Source organism: Dyella sp. C11 (assembly GCF_003121485.1).
Lineage (GTDB): Bacteria > Pseudomonadota > Gammaproteobacteria > Xanthomonadales > Rhodanobacteraceae > Dyella.
This window is the reverse complement of the sequence record NZ_QAVX01000002.1, coordinates 172445-197170: the sequence shown is the minus strand read 5'-3', so window position 1 is coordinate 197170 and position 24726 is coordinate 172445. Positions and strand designations below refer to the sequence as shown.

The window sequence follows — 24726 nt, the reverse complement described above, 5'->3', positions numbered from 1 at the left end:
CTCACACCTGCGCCATCAAGCGGCGGCAGCGCATGCCCATGTATTTCGCTGCGTCGCCAAAGCCGGTGAACTGCGGGTTGGTGGTCTGGCCCAGCGCAAAGCGGCGGTAAATCTGCTGGATGATCACCATCAGGCGGAACAGCCCGAAGATTTCATAGAAGCGCCAGTGCGAGACATCCATGCCGGTGCGCTCGCCGTAATAGGCGACCACCTCACCGCGCGTGAGCATGCCGGCCTCGTGCGTGGGCTGGCGGCGGAACGACTGGAAGATCGGATCGTCGTCGGCCTGCACCCAGTAGGCGAGGGAACTGCCCAGGTCCATCAACGGATCGCCGACGGTGGCCAGTTCCCAGTCCAGTACGCCGATGATCGTCAGCGGGTTGTCCGGCGACAGCACCACGTTGTCGAAGCGGAAGTCGTTGTGGACAACGCAGCTGGCGTTGTCCTTGGCGGGTTGCTGGGAGGTGAGCCACGCGATCACGTCTTCGCAAGGGTCGGAGCCTTCCGTCGCCGCCTGTCGCCAGCGCTCGTTCCAGCCGGATACCTGCCGTGCGATGTAGCCCTCGCCGCGGCCGAGTTCCTGCAACCCGGGCTGCGTGGCATCGACCTGGTGCAGTTCGATCAGGCGATCGACGAATCCCAGGCACAGCGCGTGTACGCCGTCGCGCTCCAGGCCGAGTTCCGCGGGAAGATCACGGCGAAGAATGGTGCCGTGCAAGCGCTCCATCACGTAGAAATCCTGCCCGATGATGCTCTCGTCGTCGCAGCGCGCGAGGATGGCGGGCACGTAGTGATAGCTGTTCTTCAGGGCAGCCATGACGCGCGCCTCGCGCATCATGTCGTGCGCCGACTTGGCCTTGGCGCCTCGCGGCGGGCGACGCAATACCAGCTCGCGATTGTCGTAGATGAGCAGATACGTGAGGTTGGACGCGCCGCCCGGAAACTGCTTCACCGATGGCGTGCCTTGCAGGCCGTCGATGTGTTGCTTCAGAAAGGCATCCACGTTCGCCATATCGAACGCGTCTTCGTCGCGAACGGGGCGTGCCTGGTCCGGAATGGCGGTCATGCATGGTTCTCCGTGGCGAGCTGGGCCTTGGCTTCGAGTTTGGCGACCACGGCGCGGTGCACTTCGTCCGGGCCATCGGCCAGTCGCAGCACGCGCGCATAGGCGTAGAGCTGGGCGAGCGGGAAGTCGTCGGTAAGACCCGCGCCGCCGTGAATCTGGATGGCTGCATCGGCGGCCTGCTGTGCCACGGCGGGCACCACCACCTTGATCTGCGAGATCAGGCTGAGCGCGGCCTTGCTGCCTTGCGTGTCGAGGGTCCACGCGGCTTTCAGCGTGAGCAGGCGTGCCTGTTCGATGGCCATGCGCAGGTTGGCGATGATGTCCGCGTTGCCGCCCAGCTTGATGAGCGGCTGGCCGAAGGCGACGCGCGCTTGCGCGCGCCTGCACAGCAATGACAGCGCACGTTCGGCCGCACCCAGTGCGCGCATGCAATGGTGCACGCGACCCGGTCCCAATCTTCCCTGCGCGATCTCAAAACCGCGCCCGGTTCCCAGGATCACGTTGGACGCCGGTACGCGAACCTGGTCGAAGCGCAGCTCGCCGTGTCCCGACGGTTCGTCGTAGTCGTGGAATACCGGCAGCATGCGTTCGACATGCACGCCCGGTGTGTCGAGCGGGCAGATCACCATGCTGTGGCGCCGGTGCGGTTCGGCGTTCGCGTCGCTCAGCCCCATGAAGATCACGAAACGGCAGTGCGGATGCCCCAGGCCCGTGGTCCACCACTTGCGGCCGTTCAGGACGATGTCATCGCCGTCGATGGTCGCGGTCGCCTGCATGTTGGTGGCGTCGGACGAGGCGACATCCGGTTCGGTCATGGCGAAGCCCGAGCGGATCTCGCCGCGCAGCAGCGGTTCCAGCCAGTGCTCGCGCTGTTCCGGCGAACCATAGCGATGCAGCACTTCCATGTTGCCGGTGTCGGGTGCGTTGCAGTTGAACACCTCCGGCGCGATGAACGAGTGGCCCATGATTTCCGCCAGCGGCGCGTAGTCCGCGTTGCTCAGGCCGGCGCCGCCTTCAAGATCGGGCAGGAACAGGTTCCACAGGCCGGCGTCGCGGGCCCGTGCCTTCAGTTGCTCCATCACCACTGGCTGGCGCCACTGTGTGTGGTCCGCACCGCCGGTGAGCAGAGAGGCGTACACCGCTTCGGCGGGGAACACCTCCTCGCGCATGAAACGTTTGAGGCGTTCGGTGAGCTCGCGGGTGCGTTCGGAAGGGGCGAAATCCATGGCGGTTCTCCTCAATACCTGTCGAGCGTACGCCTCAGGCAACCGATAATTGAAATGAATATGCTTTATGGGGGTGCATTAGCAGCATGAATGGGTATGACCATGGAACGCGATAGCCGTATCGACCTGAACCTGTTCCGCGTACTGGACGCCATTTACACGCATGGCGGCGTGAGTGCCGCCGCCCGCGTGCTGCACCTGACCCAGCCCGCGGTGACGCACGCGCTGCGCCGTCTGCGGGATCACCTGGGCGATCCGCTGTTCGTGCGGCAGGGCAATCGCCTGCTGCCCACCGACAAGGTGCGCGCGATGATGCCGGCGGTGCAGGCGCACCTGAAGGGGCTGCTGGCCAGCACGCATGCGCAGGCCATGTTCGATGCCTCCCGGCTGCAGATGGAGTTCGTCATCGGCTTTCGCGACATCCTGGAATCCATTGCACTGCCGGGCTTGATGGCCAGCATCGCCCGCGAGGCGCCCGGGGTTCGCATCGTGAGCCGGCGCGTGGCGGCGGACGACGTGGAACGCGAACTGACCATCGGCGCGCTGGATCTGGCGGTGGATCGCCCCTTGCGCGCCGGCGATCACATCTCGCACCGACGCCTGTTGAACGAGACGCTGGCGGTGGCCATGCGGCGCGATCATCCGCTGTCGCGACAGCTGCGGCGTGCCGACTACTTGGATGCACAGCACGTCACTGTCTCGCCACTGGGCGAGTCGAGTGCACTGGACACCTTGCTGGGCCAGAACGGCATGTTCCGTGAAGTGCGCATGGTGGCGCAGCACTACTTTTCCGCCTGCCAGATCGCCGCGGCCAGCGACCTGCTGGTCACCGTGCCACGCGCCTATGCCGAGCATCTGGCCACCTTGCTGCCCATCGCGTTGCAGCCGTTGCCGATCCGCATCAAGGCCATTCCCATCCTGGCGTACTGGCACGATTCCAAGGACGCCGACCAGGCGCATCGCTGGTTCCGTGAACGCCTCGTCACGTCCATCACGGGCGCCATGCAGGCGTCGCCGCAATGACTTGCGAGCGACATGGTCGCGGGCGCACGATGCTCGTTGTTGTGCCGCGTTCCCCGCGGCCACCGCTGTAATGACTTCAGGATGCGCCTGGTGCATGCCACCGGGGCGTCCCCGTGACGAGGTGTCTTGCATGTCCGAGCAGTCGCCAGCCCCCGAGGTCGTCTACGACCCTACGGACCCGATGAATCGCAAGGAGCAGATGTTCCCGCGCCTGGATCCTTCCATGGTCCGGCGCATTGCAGCGTACGGCCAGGAGGAAAGCGTGCCCGCGGGCACGATGCTGTTCGAACGCGGACAGCGCGGCGTGGATTTCTTCCTGGTGCTCGACGGCCTGGTGGAAATCTTCGACGTGGACAAGCACGGCCACGTCAACGTGTTCACCATGTACTCGGCACGCCAGTTCAGCGGCGAGATGAACATGTTCAACCGTCGTGCGGTGATGGCCTCGGCACGTGTCGCGATGGAAAGCCGTGTGCTGCGCGTACGCTCGGAAGACTTCCGTCGCATGGTGGCGGCCGAAGCGGATATCAGCGAAATCATCATGCGTGCCTTCATCCTGCGGCGCGTGGGCTTGATCCGCGCCGGGTTTGGCGGCGTGGTGCTTGTAGGCCCAGGGCACAGTGGCGACACGCTGCGCCTCGAACGCTTCCTGGTGCGCAACGGTTATCCGCATCGCCTGATCGACACGGAAACCGATCCCGAGGCGGGCGGTTTCATCGAGTGCTTCCAGCTCACCCACGATCAGTTGCCGGTGGTGATCTGTCCCGAGCGCTGCTTCCTGCAGAACCCGACCACGTCCGAGCTGGCCGACGAACTTGGCCTTACCGAAACCATCGATCCGGATTTCATCTACGACGTTGCGGTGGCGGGCGCCGGCCCCGCCGGTCTTGCCGCCGCGGTGTACGCCGCGTCCGAAGGCCTCTCCACCATCGTGGTGGAAGGCGTGGCGCCGGGCGGGCAGGCGGGCACCTCGTCGAAGATCGAAAACTATCTGGGCTTTCCCACCGGCATCTCGGGGCAGGCATTGGCCGGCCGCGCGCAGGCCCAGGCGCAAAAGTTCGGTGCGCGGCTGGCGATTTCGCGACAGGCCTGTGGCATCGATTGTTCGGTGCAGCCGTATCGCCTGTTCCTCGACGATGGCCAGAGCGTGCAGGCGCGTTCGGTGATCGTGGCCACGGGTGCGCGCTACCGCAAGCTGTCCGTGCCGGGCTACGAACAGTTCGAGGGCACCGGCATCCATTACGCCTGCACGGCGATGGAAGGCCAGTTGTGCAAGAACGAGGAAGTCATCGTGGTGGGCGGCGGCAATTCCGCCGGGCAGGCCGCGGTGTTCCTCTCGCGCATTGCATCGCACGTGCATGTGCTGGTGCGTTCGTCGGGCCTTGCGGCCACGATGTCTGACTATCTGGTGCAACGCATCCTGCTGTCGTCGTCGATCACGCTGCATGCGCACAGCGAGATCACCGGCCTGGAAGGCGAGGGCCGCCTTCACCGCGTGACATGGCAGCAGCGCGAAACCGGCGAATACACCGCGCGACCGGTAAGCAACGTGTTCGTGATGATCGGCGCCGAGCCCAACACCGACTGGCTGAAGGATTGCCTCGCGCTCGACACCAAGGGTTTCGTCCTCACTGGACGCTGTGCGCAAGGTCATTTGCTCGAATCGCCCTACGCCACGACCAAGCCCGGCATTTTTGCGGTGGGCGACGTGCGTTCCGGGTCGGTCAAGCGCGTGGCGTCGAGCGTGGGCGAAGGTTCCGTGGTGGTGCAGGCCGTGCATCACTACCTGGCGCCGACGCCGGCCTGAGAGGGCGGTCAATGGCTTTACACTGTGACTTCTTCATGCGGGGAAGTCGCCATGCCGGGTCGATCGTTTCAAGGGAATCACGTGCATGGCTGAGGTGCGCGAAACCATCGCGCAGGCGGCGCGCGAATTGGGCGACCGACTGGAAGCGGAGTTGCTGCTCGTCCATGTGCTGGACAAGCCGCGCAGCTGGCTGATCGCGCACGCCGACGATGAACTTGCATCGGCCGACCTGGACGCTTATGGCGCGCTCGTGCAGCGTCGCCGCGATGGCGAACCGGTGGCCTACATCACCGGTCGCCGCGGCTTCTGGACGCTGGAGCTGGAGGTCACGCCCGCCACGCTGATTCCCCGTCCCGAAACCGAGTTGCTGGTGGAACTGGCGCTGGCGCGCATGACCAGCAAATCCCGCGTGGTGGATTTGGGTACCGGCAGCGGCGCGATTGCGCTGGCCCTGGCGCGCGAATGCCCGACAGCAGGCATTGTCGCTACCGACGCCAGCGCGGAAGCGCTCGCCGTTGCCGAGCGAAACGCAGTCAAGCACGGCATTCGCAACGTGCAGTTTTTCCACGGGGACTGGCTGGCGCCACTGGCTGGCGAGACGTTCGACGTTGTCGTCTCCAACCCGCCTTACATCGAATCGGATGACGTGCATCTCGGGCAGGGCGATTTGCGCTTCGAACCCGCCAGCGCACTTGCGTCCGGTGTCGACGGGCTCGATGACATCCGCCGCATCGTGGCACAGGCGCGCGAGCATCTCGTGCCGGGCGGCTGGTTGCTGATGGAGCACGGTTGGAACCAGGGTGATGCCGTGCGCGGCGTGCTTGAGGCCGCAGGCTACGAGCAAGTGTTTACCGAGCAGGATCTGGAAGAACGCGACCGCGTCAGCGGCGGCGCCTGGACACGCTCCTGATTCGCGCATGAAAAAGCCGCGCAATGCGCGGCTTCTTGATTCAACGGTGAACCCCGATCAGGCCGTGACCTGATTACGCGTGCCGATGTGTGGGAAGCGCGCACGAATCGCGTTGCGGATGCTCGGCAGGTCCAGGCCGGCCATGGTCAGCACTTCTTCGCGGCTGCCGTGTTCGAGGTATACATCCGGCAGGCCCAGATGCAGGATCGGCTTCACGATGCCATGTGCGGCGAGGCACTCGGCCACGCCACTGCCCGCACCACCGGCGATGGCGTTGTCTTCCAGCGTGACGAACGCATCGTGCGTGCGCGCAAGTTCGAGAATCATCGCCTCGTCCAGCGGCTTCACGAAGCGCATGTTGACCAGCGTGGCATCCATTTCAGCCGCGATTTCCGCCGCCGGCGCCAGCATCGCGCCGAAGCTGAGCAGCGCGAGGCCATGGCCGCGGCGACGCATTTCCGCCTTGCCGATCGGCAGCGTTTCCAATTCTTTCTGCAGCGGCACGCCTGGGCCGGTGCCGCGCGGGTAGCGAATGGCCGCCGGGCCGTGGTGCTCGAAGCCCGTGCTCAGCATCATGCGGCACTCGTTCTCGTCCGCCGGCGCCATGATCACCATGTTCGGCAGGCAGCGCAGGTACGACAGATCGAAGCTGCCCGAATGCGTGGCGCCGTCCGGGCCGACCACGCCCGCGCGATCGATGGCGAAGGTGACGTCCAGGTTCTGGATCGACACGTCGTGGATCGCCTGGTCGAACGCGCGCTGCAGGAAGGTGGAATAGATCGCCACCACCGGCTTGGCGCCTTCGCACGCCATGCCGGCGGCCAGCGTCACCGCGTGCTGTTCGGCAATCGCCACGTCGAAGTAGCGCTGCGGGTATTCCTTGGAGAAACGCACCAGGCCGGAGCCTTCGCGCATGGCCGGCGTGATGCCCAGCAGGCGCTCGTCGGCGGCGGCCTGGTCGCACAGCCAGTCGCTGAAAATATCGGTATAGGTGGGCTTGGACGGGCCGGACTTTTTCGTCAGGCCGGCCTGCGGATCGAACGGGCCCACCGCGTGGTATTCGATCTGCGCCTGTTCGGCCGGCGCGTAGCCCTTGCCCTTGGTGGTGATGACGTGCAGCAGCTGCGGGCCGGGCAAACCCTTCACCGTGCGCAGCGCAGCGAGCAGCTGCGGCATGTCGTGGCCGTCGATGGGGCCGGTGTAGTGGAAGCCCAGTTCCTCGAACAGCGTGCTGGGCACGATCATGCCCTTGGCATGTTCTTCCCAGCGCTTGAAGAAGCGGCCGAAGAACGACTGGCGCGGAATCGCCTTCTTCGCGCGTTCGCGCAGCGCGTTCAAGCGACGGCTGGACATGGCTCGCGCGGCCATCTTGGTCAGCGCGCCGACGTTCTCGCTGATGGACATGCCGTTGTCGTTGAACACGACCAGCATGTCCGGTTCCACGTCGCCGCCGTGGTTGAGTGCTTCGAAGGCCATGCCGGCGGTCATCGCGCCGTCGCCGATCACGGCGACGACCTTGCGGTGGTCGCCCTTGCGCTGCGCGGCGATGGCCATGCCGAGCGCCGCCGAGATCGAGGTGGACGAATGGCCCACGCCGAACGTGTCGTACTCGCTTTCCTCACGACGCGGGAACGGCGCCAGGCCGTCCTTCTTCTTGATCGTGGTGATGCGGTCGCGACGCCCGGTGAGAATCTTGTGCGGATAGCACTGGTGACCCACGTCCCACACCAGGCGGTCGTGCGGCGTGTCGAACACGTGGTGCAGGGCCACCGTGAGTTCCACCACGCCCAGGCCGGCGCCGAAATGGCCGCCAGAGCTGGCCACGGCTTCAATCAGGTACTGGCGCAGCTCGTCGGCGACGGCCGGAAGGTCGTCGTCAGCCACTTTGCGCAGGTCGGCCGGCGTCTCGATGGGCGCCAGATGGGGGTAGCGGGACAGGTCGTTCATCTGCGTATTGTTGGACCAGCGGGGAGGCGGGGCAAGGGCGGCGGGGTGAATTCCTGCGGGCCGGCCTCCACATGGCGCTGACATGGCGCGGGCGAGGCTCCGACACATCCGTTCAGCCGAGACCTTCCCATGAGCACGCGCAAGGCTTTCCAGCGTTTCGCTGAATACGTCGCCCGCTATTCCGGTCGGCCGGTGGCCTTCGTGCTGGCGGTGATCGTAGTGCTGGCCTGGGCGGTCACCGGGCCGATGTTCCACTTCGGGGATACCTGGCAACTGGTCATCAACACCGGCACCACCATCGTGACGTTCCTGATGGTGTTCCTGATCCAGAACACGCAGAACCGGGATTCGGCCGCCGTGCACATCAAGCTGGACGAGCTGATCCGCAGCTCCCAGGCCCACAACGCGCTGCTGAACCTGGAGGAGCTGGACGAGGCCATCCTCGAGCGCATCCGCCGCCGCTACTGCATGCTGGCGGAGGAGGCCCGCAGCGAGCTGCAGCGGATCGAGGATGAGGAGAACCCGTTTGGGGATGAGGCGGACAGGCCTTAGAGCCGTCCCGGTTGGTCGTACCGCTCATATCCCTCACCGTCATTCCCGCGAAGGCGGGAATCCAGTGCCTTTGGGGTTGCCGTAACGTTGAAAGGCGCTGGATGACCGGCCTTCGGCTGTTGAAAGTCGCCTCCCGCTTCCGCGGGAATGACGGTAAGGAAGTGTGCGGTCTATCGGCGAAAATCGGACCGCAATCAGACCATGTGCTCGCGCCGATCGCGCGGCAGGTGATTGACCAGGAATTCCATCTGGTCGGCCAGGATGTTGCGGTTGGACAGGATCAGGTGCTCCACCCAGCTCGGGCGGTATGGCACGGCCAGCAGCGGCATGTTGGCCTGCTGCGGCGTGCGGTTGCTCTTGCGGAGATTGCAGTGCAGGCAGGCGCTGACCACGTTTTCCCAGGTGTCCTTGCCGTGCTTGGAGATGGGCAGCACGTGGTCGCGGGTCAGCTCGCCGCGGCTGAAGCGTTCGCCGCAATACATGCACAGGTAGCGATCGCGCGCGAACAAGGCGGTATTGGTGAGCGCCGGCGAGGGGTCGATGGCGTGATCGCGGCAGTGGCCGGTGCTGGCGATGATCGGGTGCAGCGAAAGCATGCTCTGCACGCCGCTGAGCCGGTTCTGGCCACCGTGGACGGTGATGCAGGGATCACCCAGCGTCCAGGCCACCGCGTCGCGGACATAGAGGCAAACCGCTTCCTGCCAGCTGATCCAGTCGAGAATCCGTCCGGCGGCGTCCAGCGACAGCACGCGGGTCGAATGAAGGTCGACAACGCGTCCAGGTACTTCCATCAGCATGCAAAACCGTCCTTCAACCCGAGGGAGTTAACGTTCCGGTGCAGCAAAAGGCTTGTATCTGACCGGAGGATAGACCAATTCCATGACAGAACACACGCAAATGGTTGTCAGGGCAGGGGAAGGTGGCTCCCGGGGCAAGTGTTCTCCCGCCGGCAGGGGCGCTGATATAGTGTCCATTCATCTGTAGACCCGAGGCCGGGTTTGGGAGGGGGAGCCTGGGTGGCGACCCCGGCGCGGCTGGGGAGAGGTAGTTAACGTGGCTGAAGTTCTTTTCTACGAGCGTCCTGTTCCGCTCAATCGCAACCAGCACAAGGATCTGCGCATCAAGCCGATCCCGAACCTGAAGTTCGCGAGCCAGATCCACTCGGTGCCGCTGACTGGCGTGGAATTCCCCGCTGCGGCGCGCGACCTGCCGATCCTGTTCGGCGGCCTCACCGTTGAAGACTGCGGTCCGATGGCGCTGCTGGGCCTGCGCGAGAACGAGAACCTGTTCATCGACGCCGACGGCCGTTGGGAACAGAACATCTACATCCCGGCCTTCGTGCGCCGCTATCCGTTCGTGCTGGCCGAGAAGCCGGCCGGTGCGGAAGGCGACGACTTCACCGTGTTCCTGGACGAAGCCTATGAAGGCTTCAACACCAGCGAGGGCGAAGCCCTGTTCAAGGATGACGGCAGCGAAACCGAGGTGCTCACCAGCGCCGTGCGTTTCCTGGGCGAATTCCAGCAGCACGTGAGCCGCACCCAGTGGTTCATGGAGCAGCTGCGCAAGCACAACCTGCTTGAGCCGCGGAACATCCGCCTGGAGAAGGATGGCAAGACCATCAACCTCAACGGCCTGTTCGTGGTGAACGAAGAAAAGCTGCGCGCGCTGGACGAGAAGACCACGCACGAGTTCCTGCGCGAAGGCGTGCTGGGCTGGGTCTACGCCCACCTGCTGTCGCTGGCCAACATCGACCGTGTGTCGACGCGCCTCAGCCAGCGCGAGCAGGGCGAAGGCGCCAAGCCGGCGCTGACGAACTGATGTTCCGTACGTCACGGCACCCACGGGTGCCGTGACGTTGCCTGCTGGCGCGCAATGCGTCGGGATGGGCTCCCTGCCTTGGCGGGTGTCCTCACGTCGTCCACGCAGGACTGGGCGATATGCTTGGAAGGGCGGTGACGCGCATTCCTCGGCGCGACCCGTGCCGGGGCAGACATGTCCGAGCAGAACAAACGCGTGGTGATGTCGTATGTCGACGCTTTCAATCGCGGCGACCTCGATGGCGTGTGCGCCATGTTCGCTGGCGATGCGCTCATCCATGGCGCGCTTGGCTGGGGCGGCCTCGATGTCGCGCGGCCCTTATGGGATCAGTGGATGCGCTGTTTCCAGATGAGCCTGGAAGTCGATGCGGTGGCTGCGGAAGGCGATGTGGTTGCCGTGCGTTACACGGAGCGCGGACGTTCCGTGCAGTCGTTCCGTGGTGGCCCGGTGACTGGACGCGATTACGAAGTGCTCGCGATGGAATGGTTCGTGGTGAAGGAAGGCCATATCGCGCGGCGCTGGGGCGTGCGCGATACCGCGTCCATCTTCCAGCAGATGGGTTTGCCACTGCCCTGATGTCGGATCGATCAATCGCCGTATGTCAGGCCTGGCCGCCAATCGACGCCTCGCCCCTCGGGGAGGCAATCCAGCAGGCTCCATAACGGCCAGATGGGATCGACATGGCGCGGGTCTTGCCCGGGTTCCGAGGGCACGAACATCAATTCGCTGCACCACGTGTGATGAATCTGCCCGTCGCGCTTCAGGAAGATGTTGAGCGCCGGCATCTGTCGACCGTCTGCTGTTTCGCCGTGGTAATCCGCGTTGTAGGTGTTGTGCGCGGACGAGAGCAGATGCAGATGTCGCCAGCCGCGTTCGCGGGCGAAATGGCGAATGCGTTGTATGGGCGACTTGGCCACCACGGCGACGTTCACGCGCTGCCGCAGATGAGGCATCTCGCCATCGAGCGCATCGAGGATGGACGAACACGACGGGCAGGGCGCGGACATGGCGGGGCCGTACATGAAGCTGTAGACGACCAGCGAATCCTTGCCCTCGGCGAACAGGTCCGACAAGCGTGTCTGCCGTTCGATATCGGTATCCAGCGGCGTGTCGCCTTCGTCATCGAAGTGGTAGTCCACCGGAATCGCACCGCCCAGCGGCAGCGCGCGCCGTAGCGCGGCGGTGGCTTCGGTCTGTCGCCGCAAATCCATTTCCGCGCGCAGCAGGCGGTCACGCGCGACGCGATAGGCGTGACTTTCACCGGGAAATCGAACGGTATGAAGCGGTTCGGTCATGACGCTCTCCCGTTGCACGACTGCCGGCGTGGCAGCCGTCCATGCATGCACGTACTCAACGCACCGGCTTGGCCATGCGCAGCAGGTCCGTGGCAAAGCCTGCGTTTTCGTAGATGGCTTTCGCGCGCTCGTTGCCGGGAAACACGGCCAGCGTCATCAATTGGCAACGGTGCTCGCGCGCCCAGCTTTCGGCATGTTCCAGCAGTGCGCGAGCGATGCCGCGACCTTCGTGCGCGGCGGCGACCGCGATGTCGTTGATGTGGCAGTTGTTCCTGCCCGTGAAGTAATCCAGCGTCTTCTGCAGGTGGACAAAGCCCACCGGTTCGCCATCGTCATCCTCGGCGACGAACAGGTAGCTGTTGGCTGGCTGCTCATCCAGGTGCCGGCGGAGATCCTTGCGGATGCCCTCGATGCATTCGTGGCGTCGTCGCCAGGGCGGCAGGGTGAAGTCCACGAAGCGGGGGACAAGGCCAAGGATGAAGTCGTCGTCGTCTTCGGCCAGGCGGATCAGGTACGTGGCGTCGCTCATGCGGAACAACCGGATTCGCGAGAAAGGTTCGCCGTTTCTACACCCGGCGGCGTGGACGCGGAAGTACCGAAGGTGTGAAGAACACCCCAACAAAAAGCGGGCCCTTCCTCGGCGGAAGGGCCCCCTTGAACGCCTTACATCAAGCGATGGCGGGGATCGTATCCACGCCCGCTTCAATGGCGGCCTTGTGCATCAGGCAACGCGGCAGGATGCGGGCGAAGTAGAACGCCGCCGTGTCGCGCTTGGCCTGCTTGAACGATTCCTGCTGGCCGCTGCCGTTCGCCGCTGCCACGCTGCGTGCCCACATGTAGGCCAGCGCGATGTAGCCGGAGTAGTAGAGGTAATCGTTGGCGGCCGCGCCCAGTTCTTCCGGGTTGGCCTGCACGCGCTGGGCGAGGGCGATGGTCAGGTCCGCCCATTCCTTGGTGACCTTGGCGAGCGGGCCGATCAGGCCGGCCAGCGAGGCATCCTGCGCGTGCTGCTGGCAGAAGGCCTGGATCTCCTTCAGGAACAGCTTGAAGCCGGTGCCCTGCAGCTGGAGGATCTTGCGGCCCAGCAGGTCGGCGGCCTGGATGCCGGTGGTGCCTTCGTACAGCGTGATGATGCGGGCATCGCGTACGAACTGCTCCACGCCGTTCTCGGCGATGTAGCCGTGGCCGCCGTAGATCTGCAGCGCTTCCTTGGTGCACTCCTGCGCCAGCTCCGTCACCACGCCCTTGGCGATGGGGATGAGGAAGGCGACCAGGTCGCTGGCCTGCTTGCGGGTGGCTTCATCGGCGGCGCGTGCTTCCACGTCCGTCTGCAGCGACGTGTACAGCAGCAGTGCGCGCGAACCCTCCACGAAGGCGCGCTGGGTGAGCAGCATGCGGCGCACGTCCGGCTGCACCATCAGGTTGTCGGCCGGCTTGTCCGGGAACTTGGTGCCCGACAGCGAACGACCCTGCAGACGCTCGCGTGCGTAGTTCAGGCTGTTCTGCAGCGCGCGCTCGGCCAGCGCCAGACCCTGCACGCCCACGCCCAGGCGTGCGGCATTCATCATGGTGAACATGGCGGCCAGGCCCTTGTGCGGCGCGCCGATCAGGAAGCCTTCGGCCGCGTCGAAATTCATCACGCAGGTGGCCGAGCCGCGCAGGCCCATCTTGTGCTCAATGGCGCCGGCGGCAACGGCGTTGCGCTCGCCCAGCGAGCCATCGGCGTTCACCTTGAACTTCGGCACGATGAACATGGAAATGCCACGGCTGCCGGCCGGTGCGTCGGGCAGGCGGGCCAGCACGAGGTGCACGATGTTGTCGGAAAGGTCGTGCTCGCCGGCGCTGATGAAGATCTTGGTGCCGGTGATCTTGTAGCTGCCGTTCTCGCCGGGCTCGGCGCGCGTCTTGAGCAGGCCCAGGTCCGAACCGGCCTGCGGCTCGGTCAGGCACATGGTGCCCGTCCAGCGGCCTTCCACGATGGGCTTGAGGTAGGTGTTCTGCTGCTCTTCGGTGCCGTGCAGCTCCATGGCGTGGCAGGCGCCTTCGGACAGCAGCGGGTACAGGCTCCACGACAGGTTGCCCGACTGGAAGATTTCGGTGGTGGCCGTGCCCATCAGGTTCGGCAGCGCCTGGCCGCCGAAATGCTCGCCCTGGGTCAGGCCGGTCCAGCCGCCTTCGGCGAAGGCCTTGAAGGCTTCCTTGAAGCCCTTCGGCGTGGTCACCGTGTGAGTGGCCTTGTCGAAGTGGCAGCCTTCTTCGTCGCCGCTGGCGTTGAACGGCGCCAGCACGGCTTCGCTCAGGCGACCGGCTTCTTCCAGCACGGCGTCCAGCAGGTCGCGCGTGTGGCCTTCACCGCCCTGCAGCGTGGTGAGCACGGCTTCTGCGCCGAGCACGTCGAAAAGGGCGAAACGCTGGTCGTCGAGGGGAGCCTTGTAGATCGTCATGGCGAAGTTCCTGAGTGGGTCATGCAAGCGCTGGCTATCAGCGCCAGGTGTTGGGAATTCCCGGCACCGGCGAAAGCCAGTCATTGCCGTGGAAACTGAAATCGCGGGAGTCCTTTTCCTGCTCGGGTTTGGCATTTGAGGTGCCCGTGACCGAGTACGGCACGCTGCCGGCGCTGCCTTTCACGGCGGCGGCCTTGATCGCGGCCGTCATCTCGGGCGTCGGCAGCACGTCGATCTGCGTGACATCCGCGGCGAACGGCGGAATGTCCAGGTCGAAGCGCGCGTGCAGGCGCACCGGCAGGCTGTTGGCGACGGCGAGCTGGCCGTCGATGGAATGGAAATCCATCGAGCCGTAGCTGTTGTTCTGGATGCGCAGGGTCAGGCGCCACTGGCCATCGGGCCGCGTCGCCATTTCCTGGATGCTCACGGTCGGCGGAAACACGCTCTTCTTTGGCGGCCCGCAGGCCACCAGGCCAGCCACCAGCACGAGCAGCGTGATACAGCCGAAGAGTCGTTTCATGAGTTCACCTCAAACGATTGTTTGAATCTTAGGGGACGGCTTTGGCATCTGTCCACGGTCGCCCCGTATGGTCGGGTCTCGACGCGCATGCGATCGCGTCCGAATGACAGATTCGCGGGCGCGCGGGAGGTTCCCATGTCGCGGCGCAGCAGGCATCATCGCGGACTCATCCCTGACATCTTGCTGCCCATGACCCGACGTATCGTTGCCCGCCGCTCCCCCATCCACGGTAATGGCGTGTTCGCCGTCGCCCCGATCAAGAAGGGCGAGGAAATCATCGAGTACAAGGGCACGCTGATGAGCCACGCCGAGGCCGACGTGCTGTACGGCGATGGTGGCGAAACGGGTCATACGTTCCTGTTCACGCTCAACGACGACTACCTGATCGACGCCAACCGCAAGGGCAACACCGCACGCTGGATCAATCACAGCTGCGATCCGAACTGCCAGGCGGTGATCGAAGAAAACGCCGATGGCAATCCGAAAAAGGATCGCGTGCTGATCGAAGCCATCCGCAACATCAAGCCCGGCGAAGAGCTGACCTACGACTACGGCATCACGCTGGATGTACCGCATACCGCGCGCCTCAAGAAGCTGTGGCAGTGCCTGTGCGGTTCGCCGAAATGCAGCGGAACGTTGCTGAAGTCCAAGCGCTAAGCCTGGCGCACACCCTGCCTTCTTGTAGGAGCGCACTTGTGCGCGACCGCAGAGCCAGGGTGTGCCACGTCGTGGGGTGCAGCCTTTGGTGGCGAGAGTCGAATCAACCAGGTACTGATGCCCGTTGTCGCAATACGGTCGCGCACAAGTGCGCTCCTACAAAAAAGCTTAGTCGTCCTTGTAGGAGCGCACTTGTGCGCGACCGCAGAGCCAGGGTGTGCCTCGTCCTGGGGCGCAGCCTTGGTGGCGAGAGTCGAATCAACCAGGTATTGATGCCCGTTGTCGCCGTACGGTCGCGCACAAGTGCGCTCCTACAAAAAAGCTTAGTCGTCCCCGGGGTACTCGATCGCGGTGATCTCGACGGCCAGGTCACCCGCCGGCCGCTGCCACGTCACCTCATCACCCACGCGCGCACCCAGCAACGCTTTGGCCAGCGGTGATACGTAACTCACCCAACCATGCTCCACGTCGGCCTCGTCTTCGCCCACGATGCGGTAGTGCGCCTCGCCTTCGTCGCTGTCCACCGTAACGAGTGCACCGAAGGCCACGCGATCACGCGGCTGCTGCGCAAGATCCACTTCGATGGCGCTGCCGACGCGCGTATTGAGCCAGCGCAGCTCGCGTTCAATGGCAGCCAGCTCGCGCTGCTGCGGCAGCGCCTCGGTAGAGGCACGCAAAGCGTCGCGTCGCTCTCGCACCTCCAGCAACCGCGCGCGCAATTGCGCCAGCCCACGCGGCGTGACGTAGTTGGGATGTTCGCTCAGCGGGATATCCGGCAGCCGTTCGCCGACGGACTCGTCCGCATCCTTCACGAAGGAGCGGCTCATCACATGCCTCCAGCGCCGCGCGTGGCAGCGCAATCATCACGATGGACATGGCGGCGTATTGGCACGCCTCAACTGCCGAAAGACGAACGGGCGCGACGTCGGTCGCACCCGTTCAGGCGATGAACCGCAGGGTTCAGTCCTCTTCCACGTGCGGCTTCCACGCTTCGCTCAGTTGCTTCTGCACCGGTGGCGGCACCGGTTCGTAGTGGCTGAGATCGAGGCTGTAGCGCCCGCGGCCGCCCGTCATGGCCTTCAGTTCCGTGGGGTAATCGGTGAGTTCGGCCAACGGCGCCTGCGCCTTGATTACCAGCTCGCCACCACGCAGCGTGTCCGTACCCATGATGCGCGCTCGCTTGCCCGCGAGTCCGCCGGTGACATCGCCTACGTTGGCTTCGGGAATGGATACCTCGACATCCACAATCGGCTCCAGCACCACCGGACGTGCCTTGCCGATGGCGTCGAGGAAGGCTTTCTTGCCGGCGCTGATGAAGGCCACTTCCTTGGAATCCACGGGATGGTATTTGCCGTCGTAGACGGTGACGCGCACGTCCTGGATGGGATAGCCGGCAACCGCGCCGGAATCCAAAGCCTGGCGTACGCCTTTCTCGATGGCGGGCAGGAATTGCCCGGGTATGACGCCGCCTTTGATCGCATCGACAAATTCAAAGCCGCTGCCGCGATCCAGTGGTTCCACGCGCAGGAAGACTTCGCCGAACTGGCCAGCACCACCGGTCTGTTTCTTGTGGCGATGGTGACCTTCCGCACGTCCGGCGATGGTCTCGCGATAAGCGATTCGCGGTGGATGCGTGGTTACTTCCACGCTGTAACGCTCTTTCATGCGCTCGAGCATGATCTTCAGATGCAGGTCGGACAGGCCACGCACCACGGTTTCGTTGAGTTCCTTGTGATGCTCAAGCCGGAAGCAGGGATCTTCCTCGGCCAGGCGCGCAATGGCTTGCGAGAGTTTCTGTTCCTGCCCCTTGTGCTTGGGTTCCAGCGCAAGCCCGAACATGGGCTGCGGGAAACGAATCGGCGCCAGGTGGATGCGGTCTTCGTCATGCGAGTCGTGCAACACGGCATCGAAATGGATTTCTTCCACCTTGGCAACGGCGGCGATGTCGCCGGGAATGGCCTGCTCGATCTCCTCATGCGCCTTGCCGCGCAGTCGGAACAAGTGGCCCACCTTGAAAGGCTTTTTGCTGTCGTCGATGAACAGCTGCGTGTCGCGCTTGATCGTGCCTTGCCATACGCGAAACACGCCAAGCTTGCCGACGAAGGGATCGTTGACGATCTTGAACACGTCGGCGACGACGTGCTGTTTCGGATCAGCTTCAACGGTGATTTCTTCGTTGTCGCCGTTGAGGAAGGGCGGTGGATTGCCTTCGGCAGGATTCGGTAGCAGTCGATCCGCCAGCTCAAGGAATTCCTTCACGCCGGCGCCATTGCGCGTGCTCACGAAACAGATGGGCACCAGATGACCTTCGCGCAGGCATTGCTCGAACGCATCGTGCAGTTCCTGCGGCGAGAGATCGCCTTCACCGGCATCCAGGTAGTGACCCATCACCGTTTCGTTGACCTCGACCACTTGATCGAGGATGCGTTGATGCGCTTCGGCGAGCGATGAAAAATCGGTGGCGCCGTCACTGTGGAAAAAACAGTCGAGCACCTTGGTTCCGCCATCGGCGGGAAGATTGACGGGCAGGCACTGCGTGCCGAATTCCTCGCGCAACGCATCCACCAGTGGACCCAGTTTTGCCACGTCGCAGTCGATCTTGTTGACCACCAGCACGCGTGCGAGTTTGCGTTCGGCGGCGCGCTCCATGATGCGTCGCGTACCGTATTCGACGCCATTGGACGCGTTGACCACGATGGCCACGGTCTCCACCGCGGCGAAGGCGGAGAGGGTGGGGCCGCGGAAATCCGCGTAGCCCGCCGTATCGATGAGGTTGATGTGGCTCTTGCCGAACGGGATGCCGGCGATGGCGGTATCGATGGAATGACCGCGCGCTTTTTCCTGTTCGTCCACATCCGATTGCGTGGTGCCGCGCTCGACCGAACCTGGGTTCTGGATGACGCCAGCGGCGTGCAGCAATGCTTCGAACAACGTGGTCTTGCCGGCGCCGGCATGTCCGGCGAGTGCGATGTTGCGGATATTTTCCGTGGTGTACGACACGATGCGACCCTCCCATGGCTGGGCGCGGAATCGTGCCGGCAATGACCTGCGGCGCCGCACGAAGCCGCGCAAGCGGCTGACGATGGCGGGCCGTCATGGTCGTCCAGGCGTGCAGGACGCGGGGGCGGTCATGGCGGGTTACGGCCGGGGTGGCCGTCTGCGTAGGTTTTCGCCATCCGCCCCCGGGGTCAAGTTGCAGTGCGGTGAAAGGGGAACCGGCCAGCCTGTCGGGTTGTCTTTAGTGACTACCCCTTGCACGGTCGGCCGGGATGTCCGCCGTGCGCTTTCCCCAGGCAAAGAAGGGAATCCCCATCGAGCACACCGAGCAGGTCGAACACCATCGCTGGACACCTCCAGGCCCGTACTCCCGCGGGCTGGCGCCTCTCGATGGACCCACACGCGCGTTGCTGCATCAGCTTCGCTGGCGAAAGGCTCCGCCCAACCGCGGGCGTCGCTGGCTGGTGTTGGGCATCGTGCTGGTGCTGCACGTCCTGTTCGGCTGGCTGACCTGGCATGAAATGCAGCTGAGGAAGGCTTCCGAAATGGTGCGGGAAGACCGTGCCGGTGCGCTGCAGGTGCGGTTGATTCCGCGTGCCTTCTCGTCGCAGGGTCCGGTAGCGCCGCCAGAACTGGTGCCGCCGCCGCCACCCGAGCCCGCACCGCCTCCGCCCCCGGTAAGTCGGCCTGTGGTGCACGAGCCGCCAGCGAAGAACGCCATGACGGTCAGTCTTCCGCCGGAACCGCCGGCGCCAGCCACCTCAAGTCCGCCATCGACACAGCCGCCCATCGGCAACGCAACCGGCGAGGCCGCGTTGCCGACCAAGGCAACGACTGTGGCGCCACCGGCGGAGCCGGGCTACGTCGACAGGACACCGCAGGGCGACACCAGCATCATGCAGCACACCACCACCGTGCCCTACAAAGCCACGCGCTTCGAAAAAGACTGGCAAAAGGGCGGTGGCAGTTCGGTGGACGATGCCCTGCAAAAAGCCGTGGACAAAAGCACCGTGGAGCACACCTTCCACGTGGCGCCTGGCGTGCGAATTCACTGCTCGCTGTCGCTGGCGATGCTGGGTGGCGGTTGCGGAGGCGATCCGCCGCCACCGCCGTCCTACAAGAATCGCGACATGCGTTTGAACATGGCACCGGCCAGCCAGCTGGCGCCGGGTTCGCCCGAGCCCGCCAAGCCCAGCGTGGAGGAATGCATCGCCATCTATCGCGCGGACAAGCCCTTGCCGTATGGCTGCCCGGTCGACACGCCCACGCGCGCCGTGGATGCCGAAATACAGGAGCGGGCCGCGCACCCGGCGAGCCAGGACGGCCATTGAGCCGTCTATTCGCAGGGGACTTCTCAGAACGTAACCGGTGCCCGCTACACTTCCCCAATGAACAGGGATTCCGTTAGCCGGCTGACCGTGACGCTTCCATCGCCAAAGTCGGCGGCGGAGAGCGCGGCTGTGTATCGTCGGCGGCGCGGCGAGCGGCCTCGCGATCGCTGGTTGCGCATACTCGCGCTGGCCGGCGCGCTCATGGTCCATCTCGTTTTCCTGTTCGGCGCCATCCTCGGGCCTGCTTACGAGATGGAAGAAATCAACGATGAGACACCACCGCTCGTCGTGCGCCTGATCGACCATCCCAAGGAAGAACCACCGCCGCCACCACCCGTGCGCGGCACGCCGCCCAAGCAAGTGGGGCCGGTGCACAAGGGCAATGCAAGCGATGCGCCGCACACGGCACGCCGCAGCAGTTCGTCCACGCGTACCAACAACGATCTTGCTCCCGTGCCGGTGCCTGCCATACAGACGCCGGTCGTCACCGACGTGCCCAAGGCCGAGGCGCCCAAGGTCGAAGCAACTGCCGCGCCGCTGCCTCCCGTGACGGTGCCCAAGCCGGCGTCGGCTGAGCAGCTGCAGCCCGTGCCTACCGCGCAGGAGCCGCCGCAGGTGGCGTTGGAAACGCCGGCCATCGACAAGCCGGTGCCGCCGAAATTCCAGCCCGAGCCCGAGCCCGTGCGCAAGCCGCAGGCCGACGGCAGCCAGCCCATGCCGCCGCCAGCGTCGCTGGCCATTCCCGAAGTGCCGCCGCAGTCGGCGCCCGTCGTCACGCCGCCCACGGTGGCGATGGAGAAGGCCGTGCCCGCCGACACCAAGCCGAGCATTGCGCCGGTGGCACGCCCTGAAGAACCCGCGTCGCCGCCCGAGCCGGAGATGCAGGCCGTGCCGCTGCCGGCTCAGGCCGCACCCACGGTGAACCTGCAGCCGCAACCAACCCCTGTGGTGCCGGTGGTGCCGCGCGAACAACCCAAGGTGGAGTCGCCGGCCATCCGCGTGGCGGAAGAACCCCAGCTGGAAGCGGTGCCCTTGCCGCCCAACGCGCAACCCACCATCAACCAGCCGCAGGCGCCGCACCTGGATATGGTGGCACCGAAGGCCGTCGCGCTGGACAACAAGCCGTCCATCGAACGTCCCCAGCTGTCCGAAACACCGGCGGAATCGGCGCCGGCGCAAAGCGCAGCCACCTCGTCGGCGTCGAATGCGTCTTCCCAGAGCGCGTCCACCGCGCAGGCAAACAGCGCCAGCAGCGAAGCCAGCCACACCGGCGAAAGCGGTGAAAGCAGCGCACCCAACGCCACGCCGCAGGGCAGCCGCAGCGGTACGCCCGGTCAGCCCAATGGCGTCGAGCGCTCGCCGAGCGTGGCGGCCGGCAAGGGGCTCAACCTTGCGTTGCCGCCTGGACAGGGCAACGGCAACAGCAATGGGAACGGTGGCAAGGGACAGGGTGAGCAGCCCGAAGGCGTCGTCGGCACGGACGTGCAGCTCAAGCCGCATGGCAACACGGAAGTGATGTCGCACGGCACGCCGAATATTGGCTACACGCCCACGCGTTTCGAAAAGGACTGGACGCCGGAAGGTGAAAGCTCGATCGACACCGCGCTGCGCCACGCCGTCGAAAAGACCACCATGCGGCACACCTTCAACCTGCCGCGCGGTGTACGCGTGGAATGCGTGGTGATGCCGCTGTTCCCGATGGCCCTGTTCGGTTGCGGCGACGGCAATCCGCCGCCTGCGCCGGTGGACGATGTCGTCTACGACAAGATGAAACTGGCGCCGACCAACCCGCTGGTACCGCCGTCGCCATCGGCCGGCGCGGTGCCGACCGTGGCAACGATAAAGCTGGACAACAGCGCGCAGTGCGCCGCGGCGCGTGTGGCAGGCGGCCCGCTACCGCCAGGTTGTCCGGCGGACGTTACCCTGCCGACAGGCCCTGCTCGCAGCAGCACCACGTGGGTTCCGGCAAGCGATCAGTTCCACTGACGCTTGCCGGTTTTCCAACGGACGATGCCGCTCAGCGCAGGATGCCGTCAGTCTTCAGCTTCGGAATCAGCGTCTGCGCCAGTTGCGTGGTGGCCTTCGGAATGTCGTTGGTGCCGATGCCCTGGGTGGTCACGGTCCAGACGAGCTTCTCCGTGCGCGGGTCCCACACACTGGTTTCCAGCGTCACCACGTCGTACTGCTGCACGTCGGGCACCGAGGCCCACGCGCCGCCGTACCAGCCGTAGAAGCCGCCGTACATCGGGCCGCTGGGCGTTACGCTGGTCTTCTGCTCCACGCGTTGCACGCGCGTCACCAGCACGGCTTGTGCGCCGCTGGATTTCACCAGGTCACGCAAGCCAATGGCGCCGGTGGTGCCGGCCGGAATCTGCGTATAGCTGGGCGATGCCTGGATGCCAGCTGCCTGCAGCTGCTGCGAGAAGGTGTCTTCAAAGATATGGCGCATGGTGTCGCTGCGGGAAATGCCCACCACCACCACGTTGGAAGCCGGCGGTCCCGGCCAGGATGGATCGCGCCACTGATTGGTGACGCTCACGTTGGAACATGCGCTCAAGACCAGACCGGCTGCGATGACGATGAAACGCAACGCTTTCATGATGAAGGCTCCTGGTAAATGGCCCAGCTCGACGGATGGGCGGCAATGAAGTGTGCGGCGACGATCGTGCAGGCTGCGCGATAAACCACTTCGTTCCTTCGAGCGTCACGGATTGGGTCGCAGCAAGGACCCGAACGTGAGGTAGACCGAGTTGTGCCCACCCTGGGCGTAGCCGTATCCGAGGAACAGCGGCCCCAGCGGTGTCTGGATGCCCAGGAAAAGGCTGCCCGCATAGATCAGCGAGTCGAGCTGCACCTGGCTCTTCGTCTGCCAGGTGTTGCCCGCTTCCAGGCTGGCGCCGACATAGATGGGGGTGGAAAAGATGGCATCCGTGGCGCCGGTACGCCGGTACACCACGGCACGACCGAGAATGGACTGGTCGCCGTGCAGCGAGCGCTCGGGATAGCCGGAAAGGTTCAGGAATCCGCCCAGGAAACTCTGCGCCTCGAAGAACTGGTCCATCTGCTTGTCGTGGGTTATCGCGCTGCTGGCATACATGCCCAGCAGCACGTGGTAGCGCGTCTGCGCAAGGCCGAAATCCGGTACCCAGTCGGCTTTCAGTTGCGCCACATCGCCGGTCTGGTCGCCGCCCAGCCAGGGCCGGTAGAAGTTGTAGGAGAAGTTGACGTGTGCGCCCTTGGACGGGAATTGCGCGTCGTCCAGGCTGTCCCAGTCCAGACCGACCTTGGCCTGGCTGTAGTCTTCTTTCTCGTTGAAAAAGTCTTCCGGATTGCCGATGCGCAGGTCGCCCTTGTCGCGGCCGCGCGTGTACGCCGCCAGCACACGCCAGTACGATGCCGGCGTCCAGCCTGTCTCGAAACCCAGGTAGCTGCGCTTGACGCGGTATTCGGCCAACTGTTTTTCGCCCGCATCGTTGAACACGGGGAAGTCTTCGTTGCGGATCAACCCGTAGGGCATGACGTAGGTGGACGCGCCCTGGCCGAACGGTTGATAGAACTCGCTGGCCAGTCCGCCGATGCGCCCCGCCCACAAGGTGCTGCGCCATTCCGCGCCGAGCTTGTTGAGGTTGGTGGCGGTGACTTCGCCTGAGATCAGGTATTCGCTACGCCCTGCAAAATCATCGTCGAGTTCGAAACCGAGCTTGCCGTACACCGGCCCCCACGGTTTGTCGCGCGGGATGATCAGCAAGCCTCGCTGGTTGTCCTGCTGTTCAAGCCGATAGTCGATCTGCTGATAGTTGCCGCGGCCGTAGATGCTGCCGATCTGCGATTCGAGCTTGGTCGGATCGAAGGTCTGGCCCACGTCCTTGGCGAGGCTTTCCTGCACGTAGTCGGCCGTTTCCGTGTGCTGGGCGTCGACCTTGAGGAACGCGACGAGGCCGGGATCAAAGTGTCGCTGGCGGTGCTGCGCGATGAAGGCATTCCATTCCTCGGGGCCTGCCGACATGGCGCGCAGTCGTGGCAGCGCCGCTTCGGCTGCCGCCTTGCCGATGGCGATGGCTTCTGCACCACGGTTGAACTCGGCGGCACTCATGTTCCCGAGCGCAGGCGTGATCAGGATGTCATTGCTGCCAAGCGTGGCGAGCTGCCGCTGTGTCTTTTCCTCCATCAGCGCACTCACCATCTGGTTGAGCACGGCCACGGGATTGCTGAGCTGTTCGCGATCCAGCAAGGGCGAGCCCACGTTCACCACGATGAGTTCGGTGGCTCCCATGCTTCGCGCGACATCGATGGGGACGTTGTCCATCAGGCCGCCATCGACCAGCAACTTGTCGTCGACGTTGGTGGGGGCAAAGGCACCCGGGACGGACATGCTGGAACGGATCGACAGTGCCAGGTCGCCGGTGCCGAACACCACGGGCTTGCCGGCCACGATGTCGGTGGCCACCGCGCGGAAGGGCACGGACAGCTGATCGAAGTCGTGCACGTCCCACGTCGAAATGAGCAGGCGCCGCAACAACAGCAACAACTTCTGTCCCTGCACCACACCTGCCGGCGTAATGATGTGGCCGTTCTTGTAGCCGACCTCGAAGTTGAGCAGGTAGCGGTAATCGGCATCCTTGCGCCGCATGGGAAGTTCCACGCGTGCCGGGTTGTCGGAGAACAGGTCGGCCCAGTCGAGCGTGGTGATGATGTGGTGCATTTCCTCCGGCGAATAGCCCGCCGCATACATGCCGCCCACGATGGAACCCATGCTGGTGCCGGAAATGCGGCAGATGGGAATGTGCTCGCGCTCGAGCACTTCCAGTACGCCGATGTGCGCGGCGCCTCGCGCGCCGCCACCACCAAGCACAAGACCGATACAGCGACTGGGAGTGGGAGACGGCGCAGTTTGTGCCCACGACAGCGGCACGATGCACAACCAGAGCACGGCGATCGACGCGAGCCAACGACGCATTACCACCCCCGGACAAGAGAACGGCGCTACGCGAGTAGCGCCGAAGTCGAGGCATCGTAAGGCAGAAAATGGATTCGTGCGTCCGTGAAATTACTCAGACACAGCGGACATTTTGCGCGCGAATGCGTACACGATTTCCTCACAAAGCTGTCTGCGTTGAACCCGCCAGAAGCTTT

Annotated in this window: 21 protein-coding genes; 9 read left to right on the top strand and 12 right to left on the bottom strand. The window is 64.7% G+C overall.

What is annotated here, in order from left to right:
• Nucleotide 1 precedes the first annotated feature (1 nt).
• Nucleotides 2–1066 carry a phosphotransferase family protein gene (locus DK366_RS03275; RefSeq protein ID WP_109124085.1) on the bottom strand — a complete coding sequence of 355 codons (1065 nt, stop codon included), beginning with the start codon at nt 1064–1066 and terminating at the stop codon, nt 2–4.
• Entirely contained in the window at nt 1063–2292 is a 1230-nt protein-coding gene (locus tag DK366_RS03270; RefSeq protein WP_109124084.1) for an acyl-CoA dehydrogenase family protein, read from the bottom strand. The genes DK366_RS03275 and DK366_RS03270 overlap by 4 nt, the downstream gene beginning before the upstream one ends.
• Before the next feature lie 96 nt (nt 2293–2388).
• On the opposite strand from DK366_RS03270, the gene DK366_RS03265 reads away from it, so the two are divergent.
• The 3 genes from DK366_RS03265 (at nt 2389) to prmC (ending at nt 6032) form a co-directional block, all read left to right on the top strand.
• The gene (locus DK366_RS03265; protein WP_232820886.1) at nt 2389–3315 is read left to right on the top strand and encodes a LysR family transcriptional regulator; all 927 of its coding nucleotides are present in this window, start codon (nt 2389–2391) and stop codon (nt 3313–3315) included.
• Nucleotides 3316–3445: 130 nt separating this feature from the next.
• The gene (locus DK366_RS03260; RefSeq protein ID WP_109124083.1) at nt 3446–5122 is read left to right on the top strand and encodes a cyclic nucleotide-binding domain-containing thioredoxin-disulfide reductase; all 1677 of its coding nucleotides are present in this window, start codon (nt 3446–3448) and stop codon (nt 5120–5122) included.
• 85 nt (nt 5123–5207) lie between these two features.
• Nucleotides 5208–6032, top strand: coding sequence for a peptide chain release factor N(5)-glutamine methyltransferase (prmC, locus tag DK366_RS03255; RefSeq protein WP_109124082.1), 825 nt, complete (start codon nt 5208–5210; stop codon nt 6030–6032).
• A 57-nt stretch (nt 6033–6089) separates the two neighbouring features.
• Here prmC and dxs read toward each other — a convergent pair whose 3' ends face one another.
• On the bottom strand, nt 6090–7979 hold the full coding sequence (dxs, locus tag DK366_RS03250; RefSeq protein ID WP_109124081.1) for a 1-deoxy-D-xylulose-5-phosphate synthase: 1890 nt from the start codon (nt 7977–7979) through the stop codon (nt 6090–6092).
• A 129-nt stretch (nt 7980–8108) separates the two neighbouring features.
• Here dxs and DK366_RS03245 point away from each other — a divergent pair, with 129 nt between their 5' ends.
• Nucleotides 8109–8531, top strand: a complete 423-nt coding sequence (locus DK366_RS03245) for a low affinity iron permease family protein (protein WP_109124080.1) — start codon at nt 8109–8111, stop codon at nt 8529–8531.
• Nucleotides 8532–8725: 194 nt separating this feature from the next.
• Here the strand turns inward: DK366_RS03245 and DK366_RS03240 are convergent, their stop codons facing one another.
• Nucleotides 8726–9328 carry an HNH endonuclease gene (locus tag DK366_RS03240; protein ID WP_109124079.1) on the bottom strand — a complete coding sequence of 201 codons (603 nt, stop codon included), beginning with the start codon at nt 9326–9328 and terminating at the stop codon, nt 8726–8728.
• Between the two features lie 256 nt (nt 9329–9584).
• On the opposite strand from DK366_RS03240, the gene DK366_RS03235 reads away from it, so the two are divergent.
• A complete protein-coding gene (locus tag DK366_RS03235) occupies nt 9585–10349 on the top strand; it encodes a SapC family protein (RefSeq protein WP_109124078.1) in 765 nt (254 codons plus the stop codon).
• 174 nt (nt 10350–10523) lie between these two features.
• Complete coding sequence (locus DK366_RS03230; protein ID WP_109124077.1) at nt 10524–10925, top strand: nuclear transport factor 2 family protein; 402 nt, start codon at nt 10524–10526, stop codon at nt 10923–10925.
• 11 nt (nt 10926–10936) lie between these two features.
• Here the strand turns inward: DK366_RS03230 and DK366_RS03225 are convergent, their stop codons facing one another.
• The 4 genes from DK366_RS03225 to DK366_RS03210 all read right to left on the bottom strand — a co-directional run bounded on the left by DK366_RS03225 (nt 10937) and on the right by DK366_RS03210 (nt 14608).
• Complete coding sequence (locus DK366_RS03225) at nt 10937–11644, bottom strand: DUF899 family protein (protein WP_109124076.1); 708 nt, start codon at nt 11642–11644, stop codon at nt 10937–10939.
• A 55-nt stretch (nt 11645–11699) separates the two neighbouring features.
• Nucleotides 11700–12173 carry a GNAT family N-acetyltransferase gene (locus DK366_RS03220; protein WP_109124075.1) on the bottom strand — a complete coding sequence of 158 codons (474 nt, stop codon included), beginning with the start codon at nt 12171–12173 and terminating at the stop codon, nt 11700–11702.
• 139 nt (nt 12174–12312) lie between these two features.
• Nucleotides 12313–14088 (bottom strand): acyl-CoA dehydrogenase C-terminal domain-containing protein, encoded by a 1776-nt coding sequence (locus DK366_RS03215; RefSeq protein ID WP_109124074.1) that lies wholly within the window; start codon nt 14086–14088, stop codon nt 12313–12315.
• A gap of 37 nt (nt 14089–14125) precedes the next feature.
• Nucleotides 14126–14608: a hypothetical protein gene (locus tag DK366_RS03210; RefSeq protein WP_109124073.1), complete on the bottom strand. Its 483-nt coding sequence runs from the start codon at nt 14606–14608 to the stop codon at nt 14126–14128.
• Nucleotides 14609–14797: 189 nt separating this feature from the next.
• Between DK366_RS03210 and DK366_RS03205 the strand changes: the two genes are divergently transcribed.
• Nucleotides 14798–15265 (top strand): SET domain-containing protein-lysine N-methyltransferase, encoded by a 468-nt coding sequence (locus DK366_RS03205; protein ID WP_109124271.1) that lies wholly within the window; start codon nt 14798–14800, stop codon nt 15263–15265.
• 323 nt (nt 15266–15588) lie between these two features.
• On the opposite strand, the gene DK366_RS03200 is transcribed toward DK366_RS03205, so the two are convergent.
• Both DK366_RS03200 and fusA read right to left on the bottom strand, forming a co-directional pair.
• The gene (locus DK366_RS03200) at nt 15589–16092 is read right to left on the bottom strand and encodes a GreA/GreB family elongation factor (protein WP_109124072.1); all 504 of its coding nucleotides are present in this window, start codon (nt 16090–16092) and stop codon (nt 15589–15591) included.
• Nucleotides 16093–16225: 133 nt separating this feature from the next.
• The gene (fusA, locus tag DK366_RS03195) at nt 16226–18265 is read right to left on the bottom strand and encodes an elongation factor G (RefSeq protein ID WP_109124270.1); all 2040 of its coding nucleotides are present in this window, start codon (nt 18263–18265) and stop codon (nt 16226–16228) included.
• 278 nt (nt 18266–18543) lie between these two features.
• On the opposite strand from fusA, the gene DK366_RS03190 reads away from it, so the two are divergent.
• Nucleotides 18544–19593 (top strand): hypothetical protein, encoded by a 1050-nt coding sequence (locus DK366_RS03190; RefSeq protein ID WP_232820885.1) that lies wholly within the window; start codon nt 18544–18546, stop codon nt 19591–19593.
• A gap of 201 nt (nt 19594–19794) precedes the next feature.
• Nucleotides 19795–21579 carry a hypothetical protein gene (locus DK366_RS03185; protein WP_232820884.1) on the top strand — a complete coding sequence of 595 codons (1785 nt, stop codon included), beginning with the start codon at nt 19795–19797 and terminating at the stop codon, nt 21577–21579.
• A 31-nt stretch (nt 21580–21610) separates the two neighbouring features.
• Here the strand turns inward: DK366_RS03185 and DK366_RS03180 are convergent, their stop codons facing one another.
• Nucleotides 21611–22192 (bottom strand): DUF4136 domain-containing protein, encoded by a 582-nt coding sequence (locus DK366_RS03180; RefSeq protein WP_109124070.1) that lies wholly within the window; start codon nt 22190–22192, stop codon nt 21611–21613.
• Nucleotides 22193–22297: 105 nt separating this feature from the next.
• Nucleotides 22298–24550 carry a patatin-like phospholipase family protein gene (locus DK366_RS03175; protein WP_109124069.1) on the bottom strand — a complete coding sequence of 751 codons (2253 nt, stop codon included), beginning with the start codon at nt 24548–24550 and terminating at the stop codon, nt 22298–22300.
• Nucleotides 24551–24726: the final 176 nt, after the last annotated feature.